General features: G+C 54.6%; 22 protein-coding genes. 8 read left to right on the plus strand and 14 right to left on the minus strand.

Translation table 11 applies throughout. The features are described 5' to 3' along the window. Positions 1-114 precede the first annotated feature (114 nt). From BJP35_RS16550 to pepA, 3 genes are all read right to left on the minus strand, one after another. On the minus strand, positions 115-2,970 hold the full coding sequence (locus tag BJP35_RS16550) for a valine--tRNA ligase (RefSeq protein WP_047743782.1): 2,856 nt from the start codon (positions 2,968-2,970) through the stop codon (positions 115-117). Next, positions 2,970-3,413, minus strand: coding sequence for a DNA polymerase III subunit chi (gene holC / locus BJP35_RS16555; RefSeq protein ID WP_008502815.1), 444 nt, complete (start codon positions 3,411-3,413; stop codon positions 2,970-2,972). Before holC ends, BJP35_RS16550 begins: the two co-directional genes overlap by 1 nt. A gap of 111 nt (positions 3,414-3,524) precedes the next feature. Further along, positions 3,525-5,036: a leucyl aminopeptidase gene (gene pepA / locus BJP35_RS16560; protein WP_014171826.1), complete on the minus strand. Its 1,512-nt coding sequence runs from the start codon at positions 5,034-5,036 to the stop codon at positions 3,525-3,527. A gap of 266 nt (positions 5,037-5,302) precedes the next feature. On the opposite strand from pepA, the gene lptF reads away from it, so the two are divergent. The 5 genes from lptF to mtgA all read left to right on the plus strand — a co-directional run bounded on the left by lptF (position 5,303) and on the right by mtgA (position 11,561). After that, positions 5,303-6,403: an LPS export ABC transporter permease LptF gene (lptF, locus tag BJP35_RS16570; protein WP_014171825.1), complete on the plus strand. Its 1,101-nt coding sequence runs from the start codon at positions 5,303-5,305 to the stop codon at positions 6,401-6,403. Next, positions 6,403-7,485 (plus strand): LPS export ABC transporter permease LptG, encoded by a 1,083-nt coding sequence (gene lptG, locus BJP35_RS16575; RefSeq protein ID WP_014171824.1) that lies wholly within the window; start codon positions 6,403-6,405, stop codon positions 7,483-7,485. Before lptF ends, lptG begins: the two co-directional genes overlap by 1 nt. Before the next feature lie 135 nt (positions 7,486-7,620). Continuing rightward, positions 7,621-9,954: an aerobic respiration two-component sensor histidine kinase ArcB gene (arcB, locus tag BJP35_RS16580; protein WP_047743780.1), complete on the plus strand. Its 2,334-nt coding sequence runs from the start codon at positions 7,621-7,623 to the stop codon at positions 9,952-9,954. Between the two features lie 231 nt (positions 9,955-10,185). After that, positions 10,186-10,839: an isoprenoid biosynthesis glyoxalase ElbB gene (gene elbB / locus BJP35_RS16585; protein ID WP_032670144.1), complete on the plus strand. Its 654-nt coding sequence runs from the start codon at positions 10,186-10,188 to the stop codon at positions 10,837-10,839. After that, positions 10,836-11,561 carry a monofunctional biosynthetic peptidoglycan transglycosylase gene (gene mtgA / locus BJP35_RS16590; protein ID WP_014171821.1) on the plus strand — a complete coding sequence of 242 codons (726 nt, stop codon included), beginning with the start codon at positions 10,836-10,838 and terminating at the stop codon, positions 11,559-11,561. Before elbB ends, mtgA begins: the two co-directional genes overlap by 4 nt. A 38-nt stretch (positions 11,562-11,599) precedes the next feature. Here the strand turns inward: mtgA and npr are convergent, their stop codons facing one another. The 11 genes from npr to BJP35_RS16645 all read right to left on the minus strand — a co-directional run bounded on the left by npr (position 11,600) and on the right by BJP35_RS16645 (position 19,519). Next, the gene (gene npr, locus BJP35_RS16595) at positions 11,600-11,872 is read right to left on the minus strand and encodes a PTS phosphocarrier protein NPr (RefSeq protein ID WP_086463432.1); all 273 of its coding nucleotides are present in this window, start codon (positions 11,870-11,872) and stop codon (positions 11,600-11,602) included. Further along, a complete protein-coding gene (rapZ, locus tag BJP35_RS16600; protein WP_014171820.1) occupies positions 11,869-12,723 on the minus strand; it encodes an RNase adapter RapZ in 855 nt (284 codons plus the stop codon). Before rapZ ends, npr begins: the two co-directional genes overlap by 4 nt. A gap of 45 nt (positions 12,724-12,768) precedes the next feature. After that, entirely contained in the window at positions 12,769-13,260 is a 492-nt protein-coding gene (gene ptsN, locus BJP35_RS16605; protein ID WP_014171819.1) for a PTS IIA-like nitrogen regulatory protein PtsN, read from the minus strand. 82 nt (positions 13,261-13,342) lie between these two features. Continuing rightward, the gene (gene hpf, locus BJP35_RS16610) at positions 13,343-13,630 is read right to left on the minus strand and encodes a ribosome hibernation promoting factor (protein ID WP_014171818.1); all 288 of its coding nucleotides are present in this window, start codon (positions 13,628-13,630) and stop codon (positions 13,343-13,345) included. A 22-nt stretch (positions 13,631-13,652) separates the two neighbouring features. Then, the gene (rpoN, locus tag BJP35_RS16615; protein WP_014171817.1) at positions 13,653-15,086 is read right to left on the minus strand and encodes an RNA polymerase factor sigma-54; all 1,434 of its coding nucleotides are present in this window, start codon (positions 15,084-15,086) and stop codon (positions 13,653-13,655) included. Positions 15,087-15,133: 47 nt separating this feature from the next. Further along, complete coding sequence (gene lptB / locus BJP35_RS16620; protein ID WP_014171816.1) at positions 15,134-15,859, minus strand: LPS export ABC transporter ATP-binding protein; 726 nt, start codon at positions 15,857-15,859, stop codon at positions 15,134-15,136. Between the two features lie 6 nt (positions 15,860-15,865). Next, on the minus strand, positions 15,866-16,420 hold the full coding sequence (gene lptA / locus BJP35_RS16625; protein WP_020883526.1) for a lipopolysaccharide ABC transporter substrate-binding protein LptA: 555 nt from the start codon (positions 16,418-16,420) through the stop codon (positions 15,866-15,868). Further along, entirely contained in the window at positions 16,389-16,964 is a 576-nt protein-coding gene (lptC, locus tag BJP35_RS16630) for an LPS export ABC transporter periplasmic protein LptC (protein ID WP_014171814.1), read from the minus strand. Before lptC ends, lptA begins: the two co-directional genes overlap by 32 nt. Further along, entirely contained in the window at positions 16,961-17,527 is a 567-nt protein-coding gene (gene kdsC, locus BJP35_RS16635; RefSeq protein ID WP_047743779.1) for a 3-deoxy-manno-octulosonate-8-phosphatase KdsC, read from the minus strand. Before kdsC ends, lptC begins: the two co-directional genes overlap by 4 nt. Before the next feature lie 14 nt (positions 17,528-17,541). Continuing rightward, positions 17,542-18,528 (minus strand): arabinose-5-phosphate isomerase KdsD, encoded by a 987-nt coding sequence (gene kdsD, locus BJP35_RS16640; RefSeq protein WP_020883527.1) that lies wholly within the window; start codon positions 18,526-18,528, stop codon positions 17,542-17,544. Between the two features lie 13 nt (positions 18,529-18,541). Then, a complete protein-coding gene (locus tag BJP35_RS16645; protein ID WP_047743778.1) occupies positions 18,542-19,519 on the minus strand; it encodes a calcium/sodium antiporter in 978 nt (325 codons plus the stop codon). 231 nt (positions 19,520-19,750) lie between these two features. Here BJP35_RS16645 and mlaF point away from each other — a divergent pair, with 231 nt between their 5' ends. Genes mlaF through mlaD form a run of 3 tightly spaced genes read left to right on the plus strand, consistent with a single transcriptional unit; the run spans position 19,751 to position 21,906 of the window. Beyond that, the gene (mlaF, locus tag BJP35_RS16650) at positions 19,751-20,563 is read left to right on the plus strand and encodes a phospholipid ABC transporter ATP-binding protein MlaF (RefSeq protein ID WP_014171809.1); all 813 of its coding nucleotides are present in this window, start codon (positions 19,751-19,753) and stop codon (positions 20,561-20,563) included. Between the two features lie 7 nt (positions 20,564-20,570). Next, on the plus strand, positions 20,571-21,353 hold the full coding sequence (mlaE, locus tag BJP35_RS16655; protein WP_010436044.1) for a lipid asymmetry maintenance ABC transporter permease subunit MlaE: 783 nt from the start codon (positions 20,571-20,573) through the stop codon (positions 21,351-21,353). Between the two features lie 4 nt (positions 21,354-21,357). Beyond that, on the plus strand, positions 21,358-21,906 hold the full coding sequence (gene mlaD, locus BJP35_RS16660; protein WP_025202923.1) for an outer membrane lipid asymmetry maintenance protein MlaD: 549 nt from the start codon (positions 21,358-21,360) through the stop codon (positions 21,904-21,906). Positions 21,907-21,917 lie beyond the last annotated feature (11 nt).

Consider the following 21,917-nt stretch of genomic DNA (forward strand, 5'->3'; position numbering starts at 1 on the left):
CATTACAAAAATTGACACACAACTGCTGTTAATAGCACCGCAGTAAAGGGAGCGCAAGCGAGGAGTTTTCAGGAAGGATACCCCTTACGCCCTGAAGCGTAAGGGGTAAAAGCATTACAGGGCTGCAATAACCGCCTGCTGCTCGATCAGTTTGGTCTTGGCATCGGCGAAGGCAACCAGACGCTCACGCTCTTTCGCGATAACCGCTTCCGGCGCGCGGGCAACAAAGCCTTCGTTCGCCAGTTTGCTTTCGATTTTGCCAATTTCCACATCGACCTTAGCCACTTCTTTTGCCAGACGAGCCAACTCAGCGTCTTTGTCGATAAGACCTGCCATCGGGATCAGCAGTTCGGCGCCGTCGATGATTTTGGTCACGGATACCGGACCTTTGTCATCCGCAGGCAGCACGGTGATGCTTTCCAGACGCGCCATGGTTTTCAGGAAGGTGTTGTTCTCGGTGACACGGCGAACAGCAGCCTCACTGCAACCGCGCAGCAGCAGCTCCAGAGGTTTACCTGGGGCGATATTCATTTCGGCACGGATATTACGTACCGCCACGATCGCCTGTTTCAGCCATTCGGTATCGGCTGACGCCGCTTCATCGACCTTCGCTGCATCGAATTCCGGGAACGGCTGCAGCATGATGGTGTCGGCGTTGATGCCGGCAATCACTTTCACACGCTGCCAGATGGTTTCGGTGATGAATGGAATAATCGGGTGCGCCAGACGCAGCAGACCTTCCAGAACGGTAATCAGCGTGTTGCGCGTACCGCGCAGTTCCGCGTCAGAACCGCCGTTCATTACCGGTTTTGCCAGCTCAAGGTACCAGTCACAGAACTGGTTCCAGGTGAATTCATACAGAATGCCCGCCGCGATATCGAAGCGGTAGCTGTCCAGCGCTTCGCGGAAGGCTTTTACCGTCTGGTTGAACTCTGCCAGGATCCAGCGATCGGCCAGAGACAGGGTCATCTCGCCGCCGTTGAAGCCGCAATCCTGATCTTCGGTGTTCATCAGCACGAAGCGGCTGGCGTTCCACAGCTTGTTACAGAAGTTACGGTAACCTTCCAGGCGCTTCATGTCCCAGTTGATGTCACGACCGGTTGAAGCCAGTGCCGCCAGAGTGAAACGCAGGGCGTCAGTACCGTGAGGTTCGATCCCATTCGGGAACTGTTTCTCAGTACGCTTGCGGATCTTCTCTGCCAGCTGCGGTTGCATCATGTTGCCGGTACGTTTTTCCAGCAGCTCTTCGAGGGAGATACCGTCAACCATGTCCAGCGGGTCGATAACGTTACCCTTGGACTTGGACATCTTCTGGCCTTCGTCGTCACGAATCAGACCGGTCATGTAGACGGTATGGAACGGAACCTGTGGCTTGCCGTTTTCATCTTTGATGAAGTGCATGGTCATCATGATCATGCGGGCGATCCAGAAGAAGATGATGTCGAAGCCGGACACCATCACGCTGGTTGGGTGGAACTGACGCAGCGCGTCGGTGTTCTCCGGCCAGCCCAGCGTGGAGAAGGTCCACAGTGCGGAGGAGAACCAGGTGTCCAGTACATCTTCGTCCTGACGCAGGGCGACATCGGCACTCAGGTTGTTTTCCTGACGAACTTCATCTTCGCTGCGGCCAACATAGACGTTGCCTTCACTGTCGTACCAGGCAGGGATACGGTGGCCCCACCACAGCTGACGGGAGATACACCAGTCCTGAATATCACGCATCCAGGAGAAGTACATGTTTTCATACTGCTTCGGCACGAACTGGATGTCGCCGTTCTCGACCGCTTCAACAGCCGGTTTCGCCAGCACGTCGGCGCGCACGTACCACTGGTCGGTCAGCATTGGCTCGATAACAACACCACCACGGTCACCGTACGGCACGGTCAGATCGTGAGGTTTGATCTCTTCCAGAAGGCCGAGTGCATCCACTGCAGCGACAATCGCTTTACGCGCGGCAAAACGTTCCATTTTCTGGAATTCAGCCGGAATGTCGCTGGAGTAAACGTCGGATTCGTTACCTTTGGTGTCATACACTTCCGCGCTTTCACGGATATCACCGTCGAACGTCAGAATGTTGATCATTGGCAGGGCGTGACGACGACCCACTTCGTAGTCGTTGAAGTCGTGTGCCGGGGTGATTTTCACACAGCCGGTGCCTTTTTCCATGTCGGCGTGTTCATCGCCCACAACGGGAATGCGGCGGTTAACCAGCGGCAGCACCACGAATTTGCCAATCAGATCTTTATAACGCGGATCTTCCGGGTTAACGGCCACGCCGGTATCGCCCAGCAGGGTTTCCGGACGGGTGGTCGCTACCACCAGGTAATCTTTACCATCTGCCGTTTTAGCGCCGTCGGCCAGCGGATAGCGGATATGCCACATGGAGCCTTTAGACTCACGGTTTTCCACTTCCAGGTCGGAGATAGCGGTGCGCAGTTTAGGGTCCCAGTTTACCAGGCGCTTGCCACGGTAAATCAGATCTTCTTTGTACAGACGGACAAACACTTCTTTAACGGCGTTGGAAAGGCCTTCGTCCATGGTGAAGCGCTCGCGCTCCCAGTCCACGGAGTTGCCAAGACGGCGCATCTGACGGGTGATGGTACCGCCGGATTCTGCTTTCCACTGCCAGATTTTATCGATGAACGCGTCGCGACCGTAGTCGTGGCGGGTTTTACCTTCTTCAGCGGCAATTTTACGCTCAACCACCATCTGGGTCGCGATACCCGCGTGGTCAGTCCCCGCCTGCCACAGGGTGTTTTTGCCCTGCATGCGCTGGTAGCGGATCATGGTATCCATGATGGTCTGCTGGAAGGCATGACCCATATGCAAACTGCCGGTGACGTTCGGCGGTGGGATCATGATGCAGAAGGACTCTTTGCTTTCATCGCCGTTAGGCTTGAAATAGCCCTGCTGTTCCCAGTGCTCGTAAAGCGGCTGTTCGATATCGCGTGGGTTATATGTCTTTTCCATTATTTCCAGGTTGCCGTATTCAGGTTAAAACCAGCCAGGCGGTACGCTTTATAGCGTTCGCGCGCCAGTTGTTTCAAAGATTCTTCGTAAGGGACAAAGTCTACCACTTCTGTGAAAGCGGTGGCAAAATCTGCAAAATCTATCCGCAGGCTAATCAGAATATCGCGCGCGCTGCTGTTGCGCTTTTGCGGCCAGGCAATCTCTACCGGTGCGCCGCCACGAGGGCCTTCGCCAGACAGATTATGCGGAACAAAACTCTCCGGCGGGCGTGCCCAGAGTGCTTCGTCAAGGCGGATGGCCTGCTGCTCATCTTCGCAGGCAATCAGAACGCGTTTACCTGCGCGCCAACGTTCTGCGGCAATTTCACACACCAGTTGTTCAACTGCGCTGAGGCCGTCCTGATGGGTGTCGTTGTCCAGAAGGTAGAACGTTGCATTCTTCATATATGGGGCTTCTTGTTGTGGATTTAAATGCAAGGCCGGGCTGACCCGGCCTACAAACGGCATCTTTCCGTAGGCCCGGTAAGCGTAGCGCTACCGGGCATCTGACGGCAATTACTCTTCGCCGTTAAAACCCGCACGATTGAGCAGGAACTGCGACAGTAACGCGACCGGACGACCGGTTGCGCCTTTGGCCTTACCGGAACGCCAGGCGGTACCTGCGATATCCAGATGCGCCCAGTTGTACTTACGGGTAAAGCGCGCAAGGAAGCAGCCCGCAGTGATTGCCCCGCCAGGACGACCGCCGATGTTCGCCATATCGGCGAAATTAGACTCCAGCTGTTCCTGGTACTCGTCACCCAGCGGCAGACGCCATGCGCGGTCGCCGGCCTGTTCGGACGCGCCAATCAGCTCGTGCGCCAGAGGATTGTGGTTCGACATCAGCCCTGTGATGTGATGGCCCAGCGCAATCACACAGGCACCGGTCAGCGTGGCCACGTCAATGACCGCTTCAGGCTCGAAGCGCTCAACGTAGGTCAGCACGTCGCACAGCACCAGACGGCCTTCGGCGTCGGTGTTCAGCACTTCAACGGTCTGGCCGGACATGGTCGTCAGAACGTCACCCGGACGGTACGCACGACCGCCAGGCATGTTTTCACAGCCCGCCAGCACGCCAATGACGTTTATCGGCAGCTGAAGTTCCGCCACCATACGCATCACGCCATACACTGCTGCTGCACCACACATGTCGTACTTCATCTCGTCCATGCCTTCGGCAGGCTTGATGGAGATACCGCCGGAATCGAAGGTCAGACCCTTACCAACCAGCACAATCGGACGCGCATCTTCAGACGGGTTACCTTTGTACTCGATAACCGACATCAGCGACTCATTCTGGGAGCCGTTGCCGACTGCCAGATAGGAGTGCATTCCCAGCTCTTTCATCTGCTGTTCGCCGATGACGCGGGTGATGACATTCTTACTGTAGGCGTCAGCCAGCTGACGTGCCTGAGAGGCCAGATAGGCTGCGTTACAGATGTTAGGCGGCATATTGCCCAGATCTTTTGCGGCTTTAATCCCGGCAGCAATCGCCAGACCGTGCTGGATAGCGCGTTCACCGCTGGTCAGCTCGCGACGGGTCGGTACGTTAAAGACCATCTTACGCAGCGGACGACGTGGCTCGCTTTTGTTGGTTTTCAGCTGATCGAAGCTGTACAGGCTCTCTTTTGCCGTTTCGACCGCCTGACGCACTTTCCAGTAGGTGTTACGGCCTTTGACGTGCAGCTCAGTCAGGAAGCAAACGGCTTCCATTGAGCCGGTATCATTCAGCGTATTAATCGTTTTCTGAATAACCTGCTTATACTGACGTTCATCCAGCTCGCGCTCTTTACCGCAGCCAATCAGCAGAATACGTTCGGACAATACGTTTGGAACATGGTGCAGTAACAGCGTCTGCCCAGGTTTGCCTTCCAGTTCGCCACGGCGCAGCAGGGCGCTGATGTAGCCATCACTGATCTTATCGAGTTGCTCGGCGATCGGGGAGAGTCGGCGTGGTTCAAAGACGCCCACAACGATGCAGGCACTCCGCTGTTTCTCCGGGCTACCGCTTTTTACACTGAACTCCATGCACTACGCTCCTGAATCTTAAAGACAACAGCGGCTGCTACAGATAGAATTGAAACCTTTCGTAACTCATGTCCGCTGTTGTGGTGACTTCGTGTTAATCTTACGTTACTACGGTTTCGACACGTCAGAAAAAGTCCTGAAGCGTGAATCCGCCGGATGTTTTAATCTTAGCGATGATTTCGACGACTCAAGAGAATAAATGACGTTTAAGCCATGAAACAAGCGATTTTCCAGCAAAGAGACGGGTTTTTACGGGCGTATTTAAAGTGATAATCATAAGATATCTGGTGCGGGAGACGCTCAAAAGCCAGCTGGCGATCCTCTTCATCCTGCTGCTGATTTTTTTCTGTCAGAAGCTGGTCAGGATCCTCGGTGCGGCCGTTGACGGCGAAATTCCTACGAATCTGGTGCTTTCCCTGCTTGGTTTAGGGATCCCGGAAATGGCGCAGCTTATCCTGCCGCTAAGTCTTTTCCTCGGTCTGCTCATGACGCTCGGCAAGCTTTATACCGAGAGTGAAATCACCGTGATGCACGCCTGCGGCTTGAGTAAAGCCGTACTGGTGAAAGCCGCTATGGTTCTGGCGCTTTTCACAGGTATCGTTGCGGCGGTGAATGTGATGTGGGCGGGCCCAACGTCTTCCCGTCACCAGGATGAAGTGCTGGCAGAAGCCAAAGCAAACCCGGGTATGGCCGCACTGGCGCAGGGCCAGTTCCAGCAGGCGACGGACGGGAATTCTGTTCTCTTTATCGAAAGCGTGGATGGTAGCCGCTTTAACGATGTGTTCCTTGCGCAGCTCCGCACCAAAGGGAATGCCCGTCCTTCCGTCGTGGTGGCCGATTCGGGTCAACTGTCACAGCGTAAAGATGGCTCTCAGGTGGTGACGCTCAATAAAGGCACGCGCTTCGAAGGCACTGCGATGCTGCGCGATTTCCGCATCACCGATTTCCAGAACTACCAGGCCATTATTGGTCACCAGACCGTGGCGCTCGATCCAAGTGATACCGAGCAAATGGATATGCGTACCCTGTTCAATACGGACAACAACCGTGCGCGTGCCGAACTGCACTGGCGTATCACGCTAGTATTCGCCGTATTTATGATGGCTCTGATGGTCGTTCCGCTGAGTGTGGTTAACCCACGTCAGGGACGCGTGCTGTCAATGTTGCCAGCCATGCTGCTGTACCTGGTGTTCTTCCTGTTGCAGACCTCAATTAAGTCTAACGGTGGTAAGGGTAAAATTGACCCGTTCGTCTGGACCTGGGTGGTCAATGGTCTGTATCTGCTGCTGGCGGTGGGACTCAACCTGTGGGATACGGTGCCTGTGCGCCGCATTCGTGCCCGCTTCTCGCGTAAAGGAGCCCTCTAATGCAGGCGTTTGGCGTTCTTGACCGCTATATCGGTAAAACTATTTTTTCCACCATCATGATGACGTTGTTCATGCTGGTGTCGCTCTCCGGCATTATCAAATTTGTCGATCAGTTGAAAAAAGCCGGGCAGGGGAGCTATGACGCGCTGGGTGCGGGCATGTATACCCTGCTCAGCGTGCCAAAAGATGTGCAGATCTTCTTCCCGATGGCGGCCCTGCTGGGTGCGTTGTTGGGCTTAGGGATGCTGGCACAGCGCAGTGAACTGGTTGTTATGCAGGCTTCGGGCTTCACCCGTATGCAGGTTGCGCTGTCGGTGATGAAAACCGCGATCCCGCTGGTGCTGTTGACCATGGCAATTGGCGAGTGGGTGGCACCGCAGGGTGAGCAGATGGCGCGTAACTATCGTGCGCAGGCGATGTACGGTGGCTCATTGCTCTCAACGCAGCAAGGGTTGTGGGCAAAAGATGGTGACAGCTTCGTCTATATCGAACGTGTGAAGGGCGATGACGAACTGGGGGGCGTGAGTATTTACACCTTCAATAACGATCGTCGTTTGCTCTCCGTGCGTCACGCCTCTTCGGCCAAGTTTGACGCCGAGCATAAGCAGTGGCGGTTGTCGCAGGTGGATGAGTCAGACCTGACCGATCCAAAACAGATCTCCGGCTCTCAGACGGTGTCGGGCATGTGGAAAACCAAACTCACGCCGGACAAACTCGGCGTGGTGGCGCTGGATCCTGACGCTCTCTCCATCAGTGGTTTGCACAACTACGTGAAATACCTGAAGTCGAGCGGACAGGACGCCGGACGTTATCAGCTCAACATGTGGAGCAAAATCTTCCAGCCGTTGTCCGTGGCGGTGATGATGCTGATGGCACTGTCGTTTATCTTTGGCCCGTTGCGTAGCGTGCCGATGGGCGTGCGCGTGGTGACCGGGATCAGCTTCGGCTTTGTATTCTACGTTCTCGATCAGATCTTCGGCCCGCTGACGCTGGTTTATGGCATTCCGCCTGTTATCGGCGCACTGCTGCCAAGTGCCAGCTTCTTCCTGATCAGCCTCTGGCTGATGCTGAAACGCTCCTGACAGACCTCTCCTCGCTTCCGGAGAACCGGAAGCGAGGCTAATCTCCTGTTTCACCCCGCACTTTTTCTCACAACCTTCAACGCCCCGCCGCGAATTTGAGTATTATTGAGCGATAAAGTCGTGAAGGGATCCTCTATGAAGCAAATTCGAATGCTGGCCCAGTACTACGTCGATCTGATGATGAAGCTTGGGCTGGTGCGTTTCTCCATGCTGCTGGCACTGGCGCTGGTCGTTCTGGCCATTGTCGTGCAGATGGCCGTAACCATGGTTCTGCACGGTCAGGTCGAGAGTATCGACGTGATCCGCTCCATCTTCTTTGGCTTGCTGATTACACCCTGGGCGGTCTATTTCCTCTCCGTGGTGGTTGAACAACTAGAGGAGTCCCGTCAGCGCCTGTCAAAACTGGTCGATAAACTGGAAGAGATGCGCGATCGCGATCTGAAGCTCAACGTTCAGCTAAAGGATAATATCGCCCAACTGAACCAGGAGATTTCGGATCGTGAGAAGGCGGAGGCTGAGCGCCAGGCGACGCTGGAGCAGCTGAAAATCGAAATGAAAGAGCGTGAGGTGACGCAGATCCAGCTTGAGCAGCAATCCTCTTTCCTGCGCTCGTTCCTTGATGCATCACCGGATCTGGTTTTCTACCGTAATGAAGATAAAGAGTTTTCCGGCTGTAACCGGGCGATGGAACTGCTGACCGGGAAGAGCGAGAAGCAGCTGATTCACCTGAAGCCGCAGGACGTATACTCCGAAGAGGCGGCCGCCAAAGTGATGGAGACGGACGAAAAAGTGTTCCGTCATAACGTTTCGCTGACCTATGAACAGTGGCTGGATTACCCCGACGGGCGCAAAGCCTGCTTTGAGATCCGGAAGGTGCCGTACTACGACCGCGTGGGGAAACGCCACGGTCTGATGGGGTTTGGCCGCGATATCACCGAGCGTAAGCGCTATCAGGATGCCCTTGAACGTGCCAGCCGCGATAAAACCACCTTCATCTCCACCATCAGCCATGAACTGCGTACGCCACTTAACGGAATTGTCGGCCTGAGCCGCATTCTGCTGGACACCGATCTCACCGCAGAACAGGAAAAATACCTCAAAACCATCCATGTCTCAGCGGTCACGCTGGGGAATATCTTCAACGATATTATCGATATGGATAAGATGGAACGCCGCAAAGTGCAGCTTGATAACCAGCCGGTTGATTTCACCGGTTTCCTTGCCGATCTGGAAAACCTGTCGGGTTTGCAGGCGCAGCAGAAGGGGCTGAGCTTTGTCATGGATCCCACGCTGCCGCTGCCGCACAAGGTGGTTACCGACGGCACGCGTCTGCGCCAGATCCTGTGGAACCTTATCAGCAATGCGGTCAAATTTACCCAGAAGGGGCAGGTCTCGGTACGTATCCGCTATGACCAGGGCGACATGCTGCACTTTGAGGTGGAAGACTCCGGCATTGGTATTCCGCAGGAAGAGCAGGACAAAATCTTTGCGATGTACTATCAGGTGAAGGACAGCAACGGTGGCAAGCCCGCTACCGGCACGGGAATTGGTCTGGCGGTGTCTAAACGCCTTGCGAAGAGCATGGGCGGTGATATTACCGTCGCCAGCCATCCGGGCAAAGGCTCAACCTTCACGCTGACGGTGCACGCGCCGGCGGTGGCGGAAGAGGTGGAAGATACCTTCGAAAACGACGATATGCCGCTGCCTGCGCTGCATGTCCTGCTGGTGGAAGATATTGAGCTTAACGTAATTGTCGCACGCTCTGTCCTGGAAAAACTGGGCAACAGTGTAGATGTGGCGATGACCGGTAAAGCCGCGCTGGAGATGTTTAAGCCGAGTGAATATGATCTCGTTCTGCTGGATATTCAGTTGCCGGACATGACCGGGCTGGATATTTCCCGTGAACTGACGAGTCAGTACGCTGCCGACGAACTGCCGCCGCTGGTGGCGTTGACGGCGAACGTGCTGAAAGATAAAAAAGAGTACCTCGATGCCGGTATGGATGATGTACTTAGCAAGCCGCTGGCGGTGCCTGCCCTGACCGCCATGATCAAGAAGTTCTGGGATACCCATGATGAAGAGGAGAACACCATGACGTCTGTGGATAGCGCGAAAGCCCAAACGATACTCGATACCGCGATGCTGGAGCAGTACATCGATCTGGTTGGCCCAAAACTGATTACCGACGGTCTGGCAGTATTTGAAAAAATGATGCCGGGCTATCTGAGCGTGCTGGAGTCAAATCTGACAGCGCGGGATCAGAAAGGCATTGTGGAAGAAGGGCATAAAATCAAAGGTGCGGCCGGCTCGGTCGGCTTACGTCACCTGCAGCAGCTGGGACAACAGATTCAGTCACCTGATTTACCTGCCTGGGAAGATAACGTAGGTGATTGGGTTGAAGAGATGAAACAAGAGTGGCAGAACGATGTGGCGGTGCTTAAAGCCTGGGTGGACGCCAGAAAAAAATGACCCCGGCTTAACCGGGGTGCGCGAATACTGCGCCAACACCAGGGAAATTGTGGCTGCGCCTGTTTTTTTGTGTTGTTTTCGTATGGGCGCCGCCTGAAAATTTAGGCCGCACGCAAATAAGATAGCAAATCTTAAATGGTTTGTTACAGGAATCAGTGAAATGTGTGAAGCATAGCGTTTTAATCAAAATTAATTATGTGCTTCAGCGAGTTGCAGAGAAGGATCGTCATGATGAAAAAGATTGGTGTCGTACTGAGCGGATGTGGCGTTTACGATGGTTCTGAGATACACGAAGCCGTCATCACATTGCTGGCCCTGGCAAGAGAGGGGGCTGAAGTCATTTGCTTCGCGCCAGACAAAAATCAGGCTGATGTCATTAATCATCTGACCGGGGAGCCGATGGCGGAAACCCGTAACGTCCTGATTGAAGCCGCGCGTATTGCGCGTGGCGAAATTCATCCTCTGATTCAGGCGGACGCCGCAGAGCTTGATGCGTTAATTGTGCCGGGCGGGTTTGGGGCGGCTAAAAACCTCAGCACGTTTGCCACGCAAGGCGCCGGGTGTCAGGTTGATCCGCATTTAAAAGCATTATCACAGGCCATGCATGCGGCGGGTAAACCGCAGGGCTTTATCTGCATCGCTCCGGCCATGCTTCCGACAATTTTTGATTTCCCGCTGCGCCTGACCATCGGGACCGATATTGATACAGCGGAAATCATCGAGGAGATGGGGGGCGAGCATATCCCTTGTCCGGTGGATGACATTGTGGTGGATGAAGACAATAAAATCGTCACCACACCCGCGTATATGCTGGCGCAGACTATCGCGGAAGCCGCTTCAGGCATTGAAAAGCTGGTGGCCAGAGTGCTGGTGCTGACTGAATGAGGCGTCAATTCGCCGCAGGCGCCTGGGTAAAACGTATTCTTTGGCGTGCCGTGCTGGTGCTGGCGGTGTTCTGGGGCGGCGGACTGGCATTATTCAGCATTCTGCCGGTTCCGTTTTCTGCCGTGATGGTTGAGCGTCAGCTGAGCGCGTGGTTCACCGGTGACTTCAGCTATGTTGCCCACTCTGACTGGGTGAGCACAGATGAAATCTCCCCTTGGATGGGGCTGGCGGTGATAGCGGCGGAGGATCAGAAATTCCCGGAGCACTGGGGGTTTGACGTGGCGGCAATCGAGAAAGCGCTCGCCCATAATGAACGCCATGAAAACCGCGTGCGCGGCGCATCGACGCTGTCACAACAGACGGCCAAAAACCTGTTTTTGTGGGATGGCCGCAGCTGGGTGCGAAAAGGGCTGGAAGCCGGATTGACCCTGGGGATGGAAACGGTCTGGAGCAAGAAACGTATTCTGACGGTGTATCTGAACATTGCCGAGTTTGGTGATGGCGTGTTTGGTGTCGAAGCCGCGTCGCAGCGATATTTCAATAAACCTGCCAGCCGGCTGAGCCTCTCTGAAGCTGCGCTGTTGGCCGCGGTCTTGCCTAACCCAATTCGCTTTAAAGCTGATGCCCCCTCAGGCTATGTGCGAAACCGACAGGCGTGGATCATGCGCCAGATGCGGCAGCTGGGAGGAGAAGGGTTTATGGCGAGAAATAAATTGATGTAAGGCGGGTAAGCGTAGCGCTACCCGCCATGAAAGAGGCGTTAGTCTTCGTCAAACCCGGCGTTAAACAGCGCTATCACCGCCGCCAGCGCTTCCTCTTCCTGTGGACCGGTAGCTTCTACTTCAATCTGGCGGCCTTTGGCGGAGTCCAGCATCAGCAGCGCAATCACGCTGTTCGCTTCCGCCTCGGTACCTTCATCGTTACGCAGCAGAACTTCTGCATCGAAATCCTGCATCAGCTCAAACAGTTTCATCGCCGGACGTGCATGCATGCCCAGCTTATTGGTGATCTCAACGGTTTGTTTTACGGTCATGTTTTACGTTTTTCCAGCGTGCGATGACGGGACTGAACGTTCTTCCCGCGTGAGCGGAAATAGTCGGCCAGCTGTTCGGCGATATAGACCGAACGATGTTTACCACCGGTACAGCCAATCGCCACGGTCAGGTAGCTACGATTGTTTGTCTCCAGCATAGGTAACCATAGCTCAAGGTAGCTTCGCGTCTGGTAGATAAAATTGTGAACTTCTGTGTGTCTGTCGAGGAAGGCCGCGACGGGCTTATCGAGACCGGTCATTGGACGCAGCTTCGGATCCCAGTGCGGGTTCGGCAGGAAGCGCACGTCGAAAACATAATCCGCATCGATAGGAATACCGTGCTTAAAGCCGAATGACTCGAACACCATCGTCAGTTCACGCTCGCGTTTGCCCAGTAAACGGGTACGCAGCATTTCCGCCAGCTCATGCACGGACATTTCGGACGTATCGACAATCAGGTCAGCACGGGAACGCAGCGGTTCCAGCAGATCGCTCTCTTCGTCGATAGCACTTTCCAGCGAGAGGTTCTTGCTGGAAAGCGGATGCAAACGACGGGTATCGCTGTAGCGACGGATCAGAGTATTGCGGTCTGCATCGAGGAACAGCAGCTGAGGCGAGAATGAATCAGGCAGGTTGCTCATTGCCTGTTCAAAAATTTCTGGCGATTCAGGCATGTTACGAACGTCGATGCTGACGGCGGCAGAGATTTGCCTCTCCGCAAGCGTGCGTGCCAGGTCGGGCAACAGCACGACCGGCAGGTTATCTACGCAGTAAAACCCCATGTCTTCCAGCGCGCGCAGGGCCACGGATTTCCCGGACCCTGAACGGCCACTGACAATCATCAGCACCATGTTCCGTTTCTCCTCAGGACAACAGATGTGAAGGCCATCTCCTGGTTATGCATCATCCTGATTGCCTTCTGCTTCAGTGATAATTTGATATAGCTCTTCATCACTTTGGGCTGCGCGCAGTCGACGGCAAATGGTTTTATCGGCCAGGCGTTTTGCGACCAGCGAAAGCGTATGCAAATGGGTTTTCGTCTGGTCGGCAGGCACCAGCAGCGCGAAGAGGAGATCGACGGGCTGATTATCGATGGCATCGAAGGCGATAGGCGTCTCCAGCTGCACAAACACACCGACGGCACGCAGGGTGTCCTCTTCCAGTTTGCCGTGCGGGATCGCGATGCCGTTGCCGATGCCGGTACTGCCCATTTTTTCACGGGTCAGGATCGCTTCGAACACGACCTGCGGCGGCAGGCCCAGCTGTTTTGCGGCCAGTTCACTGATGATCTCCAGCGCACGCTTTTTGCTCTGGCAGTGAACAGCACTGCGCGTACATTCCTGGTTAAGGACATTGCTCAGTTGAAGAGCGGAATCGTTGTTCATCATAATTTCACCTAAGCGCTAACTGTACAAACGGCCTGTTGTGTTTCACAACAGGCCTTCCTGCACCCGTTAACTGCCCGGACAATTAGTGTTGTTTCAGTTTGTCTTTATGTTTATTGAGCTGTCGTGCAAGCTTATCAATCAAGCCGTCGATAGCAGCGTACATGTCTTGCCCTTCCGCACTGGCATGGAGCTCACCCCCGTTGACATGCAGGGTCGCATCCGAGATATGAGTCACTTTCTCCACTTTCAATACAACATAGACCTGGTTGATCCTTTCGAAATACTGCTCGAGTTTCGCGAATTTAGCATTCACAAAATCACGTAAAGCCTCAGTAATCTCGACGTTATGTCCTGTGATATTGAGCTGCATAGTGTCTTCCTTATCGGTTGTGTCAGACCAGCTGTTTACGCTGGTTAGACGGCGGAATGGATAAAGACTCTCGATACTTCGCAACAGTTCGGCGTGCCACCATAATACCCTGGTCGGACAGTATGGTGGTTAACTTACTGTCGCTCAGTGGCTTCGCGGGGTTCTCCGCGGCGATCAACTTCTTCACCAGGGCGCGAATGGCCGTTGACGACGCTTCACCGCCGCCCTCGGTATTCACATGGCTGGAGAAGAAATACTTAAGCTCAAAAATACCGCGTGGACTGTGCAGATACTTCTGCGTGGTCACGCGGGAAATGGTTGATTCATGCATCTCGACGGCCTGGGCGATATCCGCCAGCACCATCGGTTTCATATACTCTTCGCCCTGCTCAAAGAACGCCTGCTGCTGTTCGACAATACAGCGGCTTACGCGGAGCAGCGTATCATTTCGGCTCTCCAGACTTTTGATCAACCATCGCGCTTCCTGCAAATTGCTACGAATGTATTGATTATCGGAGTCGTTACGCACGCTGGTGCACATGGAGGCATACTGCTGGTTGATTTGCAGGCGAGGGATGCTGTCTGAGTTCAGTTCAACGACCCAGCGGTCATTGTGTTTTCTGACCAGCACATCCGGGATGACGTACTCGGGTTCGCTGGTCTGAATGGACTGACCGGGGCGCGGATCGAGGGACTGAATCAGATTGACCGCCTCTTTCAGCACCTCTTCTTTCAGGCGCGTGACGCGCATCAGGCTGCGGAAATCGTGATTGGCCAGAAGATCCAGATGGTCGCTGATGATCAAGCGGGCTTCATCAAGCCATGGCGTCTCTTTACTGAACTGAGAAAGTTGGATAAGCAGGCAGTCGCGCAGATCTTTTGCGGCCACCCCAACCGGATCGAAACGCTGAATGCGCTTCAGAACGGCTTCTATCTCCTCGAGTTCAATCTCTTCGTCACCCATGCTTTCCAGAATTTCGTCCAGCGTGACGGTCAGATAACCGGTGTCATCCACGGCATCGACAATGGATGTCGCAATCGCGCGGTCAGTATCGGAGAAAGGGGTAAGTTCTACCTGCCACATCAGGTAATCCTGCAGTGACTGGGTAGTTTCACCCTGATAAACCGGTAGCTCATCGTCCTGGTAGTCTGCACGCGTACCGGAAGGGGTTCCGGCGGTGTAGATTTCATCCCAGCTGGCATCCAGCGGAAGCTCGTCCGGCATCTCTTTTTGTTCGAGCGCATCAGCGGTGTCGAGTGCTTCAGTATCCTGCGACTGCTGGGTATCTACCTCTTCATGAAGATCGGCTTGCTCCAGCAACGGATTGCTATCCAGCGCTTGCTGGAGCTCCTGCTGGAGTTCTAAGGTGGACAGTTGCAACAGGCGAATCGCCTGCTGTAGCTGCGGCGTCATCGCCAGTTGTTGGCTGAGCCGTAATTGCAAACCTTGCTTCATGTTCAGAGCATTTTTCTCCGGTTCGGCGTTACATTACCTCTACCCTATCAGAGTCTGAAGTCTTCCCCAAGGTAGACACGCTTAACATGATCATCTTCGAGGATCTGCTGCGGCGTACCGTGGGCGATCAGATTGCCCTGGCTCACGATGTATGCGCGTTCGCACACGGCCAGCGTTTCACGGACGTTATGGTCAGTGATCAGTACGCCAAGCCCGCTGTCGCGCAGATGCTCAATGATACGTTTAATGTCGATAACGGAGATGGGGTCAACGCCTGCAAACGGTTCATCCAGAAGAATAAATTTCGGGTTTGCAGCCAGCGCACGCGCAATCTCAACGCGACGGCGTTCACCGCCGGACAGCGCCTGACCGAGGCTGTCGCGCAGATGTTCGATATGGAACTCTTCCATCAGCTCGTTAGCCCGGTCCTGACGCTGTTCGCTGGTCAGATCGTCACGAATTTGCAGGACGGCCATCAGGTTATCAAAGACGCTCAGGCGGCGGAAAATGGAGGCTTCCTGCGGCAGATAGCCGATACCGCGACGCGCACGCGCATGCAGCGGCAGAAGACTGATATCTTCATCATCAATGACGATGTTGCCCGCATCGCGCGACACAATGCCAACGACCATGTAGAAAGTTGTGGTTTTGCCCGCACCGTTAGGGCCAAGCAGGCCTACAATTTCGCCGGAGTTGACGGTCAGACTGACATCTTCTACGACACGGCGGCCCTTATAGGCCTTCGCGAGATTTTTTGCAGTTAATGTTGCCATAACGAATTAGTTACTCTTCTTCTGTGCCGGGGCCTGACCCTTACCTTTGTCCTGCAGCTGCGACGGAACCAGCACGGTGGTTACGCGTTTGCCTTTCTCGCTGGAGGCCTGCATTTTTTGCTCTTTCACCAGATAGGTGATCTGGTCGCCGGTGATGTTGCTGTCCAGCTGTTCCAGATAGGCGTTACCGGTCAGGATGACCAGGTCCTTCGCCAGCTCATAGTGCATATGTGTGGCGCGGCCTTTCACGGGTTTGCCGTTATCCTGCATCTGGTAGAAGGTTGCCGGGTTGCCATAGCCATCAATGATCTCTTTGCCTTGCTCGCCACCGGGACGGGTAACGACCACTTTGTCGGCGTTGATTTTGATGGTGCCCTGGGTCATGACGACGTTACCGGTAAAGGTAACGACATTGCCTTGCATATCAAGCGACTGCGTGTCGGACTCGATATGGATAGGCTGGTCAGTATCGCCCGTTACAGCAAGCGCGGGAAGACTGGTCGCCAGCATCGCACTGGCGATAATTACTTTAAGGCTGAGTTTGTTTGTTTTGAATTTCATAGGAGGTTCTAACCTTTTCAATCAGCTCGGCGTTTTTGCTGCGTAAGTTCCCGCGCATTCTTAAACCGCTGGAATTAAATGTTGTGCCATACAGTGTGACCAGATCCTGCGACGTCACGTCCTGGGTCACGAGGTTGATCTGTGCATTATCCGTCGTGATTTTGCGCAGTTGTGAGTCAGCGGTCAGGGCGTTGACTTCAACGTGGCCATACAGATAAAGCATACGGTCATTCGTCAGTTTTGCCCGGTCAGATTTAATCGACCACGTCGGCACTTTGTCTTTATCAAACGTGGTCATGACAGGCTGGGTAAACCACGAAATACCGTCATCTGAAAAATATTCAACATGCTGGGCAATCAGGCGATAGTTCAGCGCACCTTCCGGGCTGTAGACCACGGTGTCACTGTGATCGCTTTTATAAGTTGGCTCGCTCGTATTGACCACTTCCGTCTGCGTATCGTCGCGATCGGCAAGGTTCACGCCAATCAATACCAGTGCGACAAGCGAAAGCAGAATGATAACCCAACGTCTGGTTTTACTCATATCGATTGCCCTTTGGCCTCATCAAGCTTGCCCTGCGCCAGCAAAAGCAGATCGCAGACTTCACGTACGGCACCACGGCCACCGTTGATATGGGTGACATAGTCAGCGCGCGGGATCAGCAGCGGATGCGCATCGGCCACGGCGATACTCAGACCGACTTCAGCCATCACCGGCCAGTCAATCAGATCGTCCCCGACATAGGCCACGTTTTCCGGCGCGACGGCCAGTTTACCCAGTAAATCGTTGAACGCCGCCATCTTATCGGACTGACCCTGATACAGATGGGTAATGCCTAACGTTTCACAACGGTCTTCAACCAGTTTAGCTTTCCGACCGGTGATGATGGCAACGTCGATGCCTGATGTGAGCGCACAACGAATACCGTAGCCATCGCGAACGTTAAACGCTTTCAGCTCTTCACCATTATTGCCCATGTAAATCAGGCCATCAGAGAGTACCCCATCCACATCCAGGATGAGCAGGCGAATATTTTCCGCCTTTGCCATCATACGGGTACTGACCGGACCATAACAGGTTGCAAGGGATGCACCCGCATTACTCATTGTCTTATCCTTCATTACACTACGCCTGCGCGCAGCAGATCATGCATATGTACCACACCCAGCAACTGGTCGCCATCGGCAACCATCACTGAGGTGATATGACGGGACTGCATCAGGTTCAGCACATCCACCGCCAGCGTGCCCGGACGAACACGGATACCGCCGGACGTCATCACATCAGCGATGCCCAGCGTGCGAACATCAACACCCATGTCGAACACGCGGCGCAGGTCGCCATCGGTGAAGATCCCCTGGATCTTCATCAGGTCGTCGCACACAACCGTCATACCCAGATTCTTGCGGGTGATCTCCAGTAGCGCATCGCGCAGGGAGGCCTCTTTACTGACGTGAGGGATCTCATCGCCAGTGTGCATAATATCGTTAACCCGAAGCAGAAGCTTACGCCCGAGCGCGCCACCTGGGTGGGAAAGCGCGAAATCTTCCGGGGTAAAACCGCGGGCTTCCAGCAACGCAACGGCAAGCGCATCGCCCATGACCAGCGCAGCGGTCGTGCTGGACGTTGGAGCAAGACCCAGCGGGCAGGCTTCTTTAGGCACTTTCACGCACAGGTGAATATCCGCCGCGCGCGCCATGCTACTTTCCGGGCGGCTGGTCATGCAAATAAGCGGAACCCGCAGCCGCTTCAGCACGGGGATCAGCGCCAGGATCTCATTAGACTCACCGGAGTTCGATAGCGCGATGACGATATCCTGCGGCGTTACCATGCCCAGATCGCCGTGCGCGGCTTCCCCCGGGTGTACAAAGAAGGAAGAGGTTCCGGTGCTGGCAAACGTTGCCGCCATTTTGCGCCCAATGTGACCGGACTTGCCCATGCCCATCACCACGACTTTACCGGCACAGTAGAACATCTTCTCACATGCCAGACTAAAATCCTGATTAATGTACTGATCTAACTGCGCCAGACCTTCACGTTCAATCTCCAGAACCTCTTTGCCTGCTTTCTGAAAGTCAAAACCCGGCTGCAATTCTATTTGCGACATAATGCGTTTCCGTTTACCCAGAGAGAAGAGGCGAAAGCCAGTACAGCATCGCCATCCATACGATAAATCCACCCGTCAGCAGCACCCCTGCGCCTTTGCCAATCTGTCGTTGCCGCCGCCAGCAGAGCAGGGCAAAAATGACGCTGACCAGCAACATCACCCCGTAATCGCGTGAGAATGCCAGGGGGTTAAAAGGCCCGGGCGTTATCAGGGCCGGCAGGCCCATCACGATGGCGATATTAAAAATGTTTGAACCGATAATATTGCCTATGGCAATGTCATCTTCACCTTTACGTGCCCCTGCGATAGCGGTGGCCAGTTCTGGCAGACTGGTGCCAATGGCAATGACCGTCAGGCCAATGGTGAGCTCACTCATGGCGAAATAGTTCGCCAGCACCGTGGCGTTATCGACGACCATGCGCGTGGCCATCGGCATGATGATCAGCGCGACGCCGAGCCACAGCAGCGCTACAGGCAGCGTGCCTTCACGCGGGAGTTCGGCGACCTGCTCTCGCGTCAGGCTATCTTGGCCCTGTTTTTCTGCCAGACGGGCGATTTTAACACTATACAGCAGCCAGATAACGGCCAGCGCCAGCAAGAAAATGCCGTCACCGTAGCTCAGTACGCCATCATAAAATACGCACCCTGCCAGCAGGCTTACGATTAACATTAGCGGCAATTCACGGCGCAGAACATCAGAATGCACGCGAAATGGATGGAGCAGGGCCGCCAGGCCAAGGATCAGTAAGATATTGACGATGTTGGAACCAATCGCGGTGCCGACGGCAAGGTCTAACTGACCGTGCAGTGATGCCGTGACAGAGACGATGATTTCAGGAAGCGAGGTGCCGACACTGACCACGGTCATCCCGATGACGACAGGCGGTACGCCAGTCAGGCGGCACAGGATAGATGCAGCAAATACCAAACGGTCAGCACTGTAGACCACCAAAAGTAAACCAATTATTAACAGTGCTGTTGCTAAAAGCATCAAAAGTCCTTTCTTCAGGTATACTCGTCGGTCCATCGCGCAGGAATGGAATGGCAGGACTGCATACAGTCTGAGGCGTAACGAATTCCTAATTTTGACTTTATGCGCCGGAAAAGTAAAACAAATGCCAGCTTTCGCTAACCTCAACGGCTAATATTCTGTAAAAATGCTGAGTTTAGGGCTGATTCAGTCTGCATGCTTAACGTGAGCAGGGTAAGAAAGGAACCATAAATGAGCCAAACTATGGCGAATTTAGTTGATGTCCGGGGTGTGAGTTTTTCTCGCGCCAACAGATTGATATTCGATGATATTTCGTTGACCGTACCGCGTGGCAAGATCACTGCCATCATGGGGCCGTCCGGGATCGGTAAAACGACCTTGCTGCGCCTTATTGGTGGCCAGATCCCACCCGATAGCGGTGAAATCCTCTTTGACGGCGAAAACATCCCCGAGATGTCACGATCGCGCCTGTATACTGTTCGTAAACGCATGAGTATGCTTTTCCAGTCGGGAGCGTTGTTCACTGACATGAACGTCTTTGATAACGTGGCCTATCCGCTGCGCGAACACACCCGTCTGCCGCCAGAGCTGCTGAAAAGTACGGTGATGATGAAGCTTGAGGCCGTGGGGCTGCGAGGGGCTGCAAAACTGATGCCCTCAGAGTTGTCCGGCGGTATGGCACGCCGCGCCGCGCTGGCACGCGCCATCGCCTTAGAACCCGATTTAATCATGTTCGACGAACCGTTCGTCGGGCAGGACCCTATCACGATGGGCGTGCTGGTGAAGCTCATCTCTGAACTGAACAGCGCGCTCGGCGTAACCTGCATTGTGGTTTCTCACGATGTACCGGAAGTGTTGAGCATCGCCGACTATGCCTACATTGTGGCAGACAAAAGGATCGTCGCGCATGGCAGCGCTCAGGCGTTGCAGGAAAACTGCGATCCGCGTGTACGGCAGTTCCTCGACGGCATTGCGGATGGGCCTGTGCCGTTCCGCTACCCGGCGGGCGACTATCGTGACGATTTACTGGGAATAGGGAGTTAAGCCACTGATGCTGTTAAATGCATTGGCCGCTCTTGGACACCGTGGCATAAAAACCATCAGGACGTTCGGGCGTGCCGGATTGATGTTGTTCAACGCGCTGGTCGGCAAGCCGGAATTTCGTAAGCATGCACCGCTACTGGTGCGGCAGCTCTATAATGTCGGCGTGCTGTCGATGCTCATCATCATTGTCTCCGGTCTGTTTATCGGTATGGTGCTGGGGCTGCAGGGCTACCTCGTTCTGACGACCTACAGCGCCGAAACCAGCCTCGGCATGCTGGTGGCGCTGTCGCTGCTGCGTGAACTGGGGCCGGTGGTGGCGGCGCTGTTGTTCGCCGGGCGTGCAGGGTCGGCATTGACCGCTGAAATTGGCCTGATGCGTGCGACCGAGCAGCTTTCCAGCATGGAGATGATGGCGGTCGACCCGCTGCGTCGTGTGATCTCGCCACGCTTCTGGGCGGGGGTGATTTCCTTACCGCTCCTGACGATCCTCTTTGTCGCCGTGGGTATCTGGGGCGGCTCGCTGGTTGGCGTTCACTGGAAGGGCATCGATGCGGGCTTCTTCTGGTCGGCCATGCAGGACGCCATCGATCTGCGAATGGATCTGGTTAACTGTCTGATTAAAAGCGTGGTATTTGCCATTACGGTCACCTGGATCGCCTTGTTCAATGGCTATGATGCGATCCCGACCTCGGCGGGCATCAGCCGTGCAACTACACGTACTGTCGTACATTCGTCGCTGGCCGTACTGGGTCTGGATTTTGTGCTCACCGCACTGATGTTTGGGAATTGAGTTCATGCAAACGAGAAAAAATGAAATTTGGGTCGGCGTGTTCCTGTTACTGGCGTTGCTGGCCGCGCTGTTTATCTGCCTGAGAGCGGCGGATATCACGTCTGTGCGCACCGAGCCGACTTATCGCATTTATGCGACCTTTGATAACATCGGCGGGCTGAAGGCGCGCTCGCCGGTACGTATAGGCGGGGTGGTCATCGGGCGCGTCTCTGACATTACGCTTGATGAGAAAACCTATCTGCCGCGCGTGTCGATGGATATTGAAGAGCGTTACAACCATATCCCGGACACCAGCTCGCTTTCTATCCGCACGTCCGGCCTCCTGGGTGAGCAATATCTGGCGCTTAACGTCGGTTTTGAAGACCCGGAGCTGGGAACGACTATCCTTAAAGACGGTAGCGTAATCCAGGATACGAAGTCCGCGATGGTACTGGAGGATATGATTGGTCAGTTCCTTTATAACAGTAAAGGAGATGATAAGAAGTCCGACGCTGCCCCTGCGCAGAGCGAAGATCCTGCCAGTGTCGCACCGACACCAGGCACGACGAATTAATTTCAGGAGAA

It is taken from the genome of Enterobacter sp. J49 (assembly GCF_002148625.1).
In the GTDB taxonomy this organism is placed as follows: Bacteria; Pseudomonadota; Gammaproteobacteria; order Enterobacterales; family Enterobacteriaceae; genus Enterobacter; species Enterobacter ludwigii.

Bases quoted from the DNA above. Each gene is read 5' to 3' on its own strand.
- BJP35_RS16550 (WP_047743782.1), bottom strand. From the start codon at position 2,970: ATGGAAAAGACATATAACCCACGCGATATCGAACAGCCGCTTTACGAG.
- holC (WP_008502815.1), bottom strand. From the start codon at position 3,413: ATGAAGAATGCAACGTTCTACCTTCTGGACAACGACACCCATCAGGAC.
- pepA (WP_014171826.1), bottom strand. From the start codon at position 5,036: ATGGAGTTCAGTGTAAAAAGCGGTAGCCCGGAGAAACAGCGGAGTGCC.
- lptG (WP_014171824.1), top strand. From the start codon at position 6,403: ATGCAGGCGTTTGGCGTTCTTGACCGCTATATCGGTAAAACTATTTTT.
- arcB (WP_047743780.1), top strand. From the start codon at position 7,621: ATGAAGCAAATTCGAATGCTGGCCCAGTACTACGTCGATCTGATGATG.
- elbB (WP_032670144.1), top strand. From the start codon at position 10,186: ATGAAAAAGATTGGTGTCGTACTGAGCGGATGTGGCGTTTACGATGGT.
- mtgA (WP_014171821.1), top strand. From the start codon at position 10,836: ATGAGGCGTCAATTCGCCGCAGGCGCCTGGGTAAAACGTATTCTTTGG.
- npr (WP_086463432.1), bottom strand. From the start codon at position 11,872: ATGACCGTAAAACAAACCGTTGAGATCACCAATAAGCTGGGCATGCAT.
- rapZ (WP_014171820.1), bottom strand. From the start codon at position 12,723: ATGGTGCTGATGATTGTCAGTGGCCGTTCAGGGTCCGGGAAATCCGTG.
- ptsN (WP_014171819.1), bottom strand. From the start codon at position 13,260: ATGATGAACAACGATTCCGCTCTTCAACTGAGCAATGTCCTTAACCAG.
- hpf (WP_014171818.1), bottom strand. From the start codon at position 13,630: ATGCAGCTCAATATCACAGGACATAACGTCGAGATTACTGAGGCTTTA.
- rpoN (WP_014171817.1), bottom strand. From the start codon at position 15,086: ATGAAGCAAGGTTTGCAATTACGGCTCAGCCAACAACTGGCGATGACG.
- lptB (WP_014171816.1), bottom strand. From the start codon at position 15,859: ATGGCAACATTAACTGCAAAAAATCTCGCGAAGGCCTATAAGGGCCGC.
- lptA (WP_020883526.1), bottom strand. From the start codon at position 16,420: ATGAAATTCAAAACAAACAAACTCAGCCTTAAAGTAATTATCGCCAGT.
- lptC (WP_014171814.1), bottom strand. From the start codon at position 16,964: ATGAGTAAAACCAGACGTTGGGTTATCATTCTGCTTTCGCTTGTCGCA.
- kdsC (WP_047743779.1), bottom strand. From the start codon at position 17,527: ATGAGTAATGCGGGTGCATCCCTTGCAACCTGTTATGGTCCGGTCAGT.
- kdsD (WP_020883527.1), bottom strand. From the start codon at position 18,528: ATGTCGCAAATAGAATTGCAGCCGGGTTTTGACTTTCAGAAAGCAGGC.
- BJP35_RS16645 (WP_047743778.1), bottom strand. From the start codon at position 19,519: ATGCTTTTAGCAACAGCACTGTTAATAATTGGTTTACTTTTGGTGGTC.
- mlaF (WP_014171809.1), top strand. From the start codon at position 19,751: ATGAGCCAAACTATGGCGAATTTAGTTGATGTCCGGGGTGTGAGTTTT.
- mlaE (WP_010436044.1), top strand. From the start codon at position 20,571: ATGCTGTTAAATGCATTGGCCGCTCTTGGACACCGTGGCATAAAAACC.
- mlaD (WP_025202923.1), top strand. From the start codon at position 21,358: ATGCAAACGAGAAAAAATGAAATTTGGGTCGGCGTGTTCCTGTTACTG.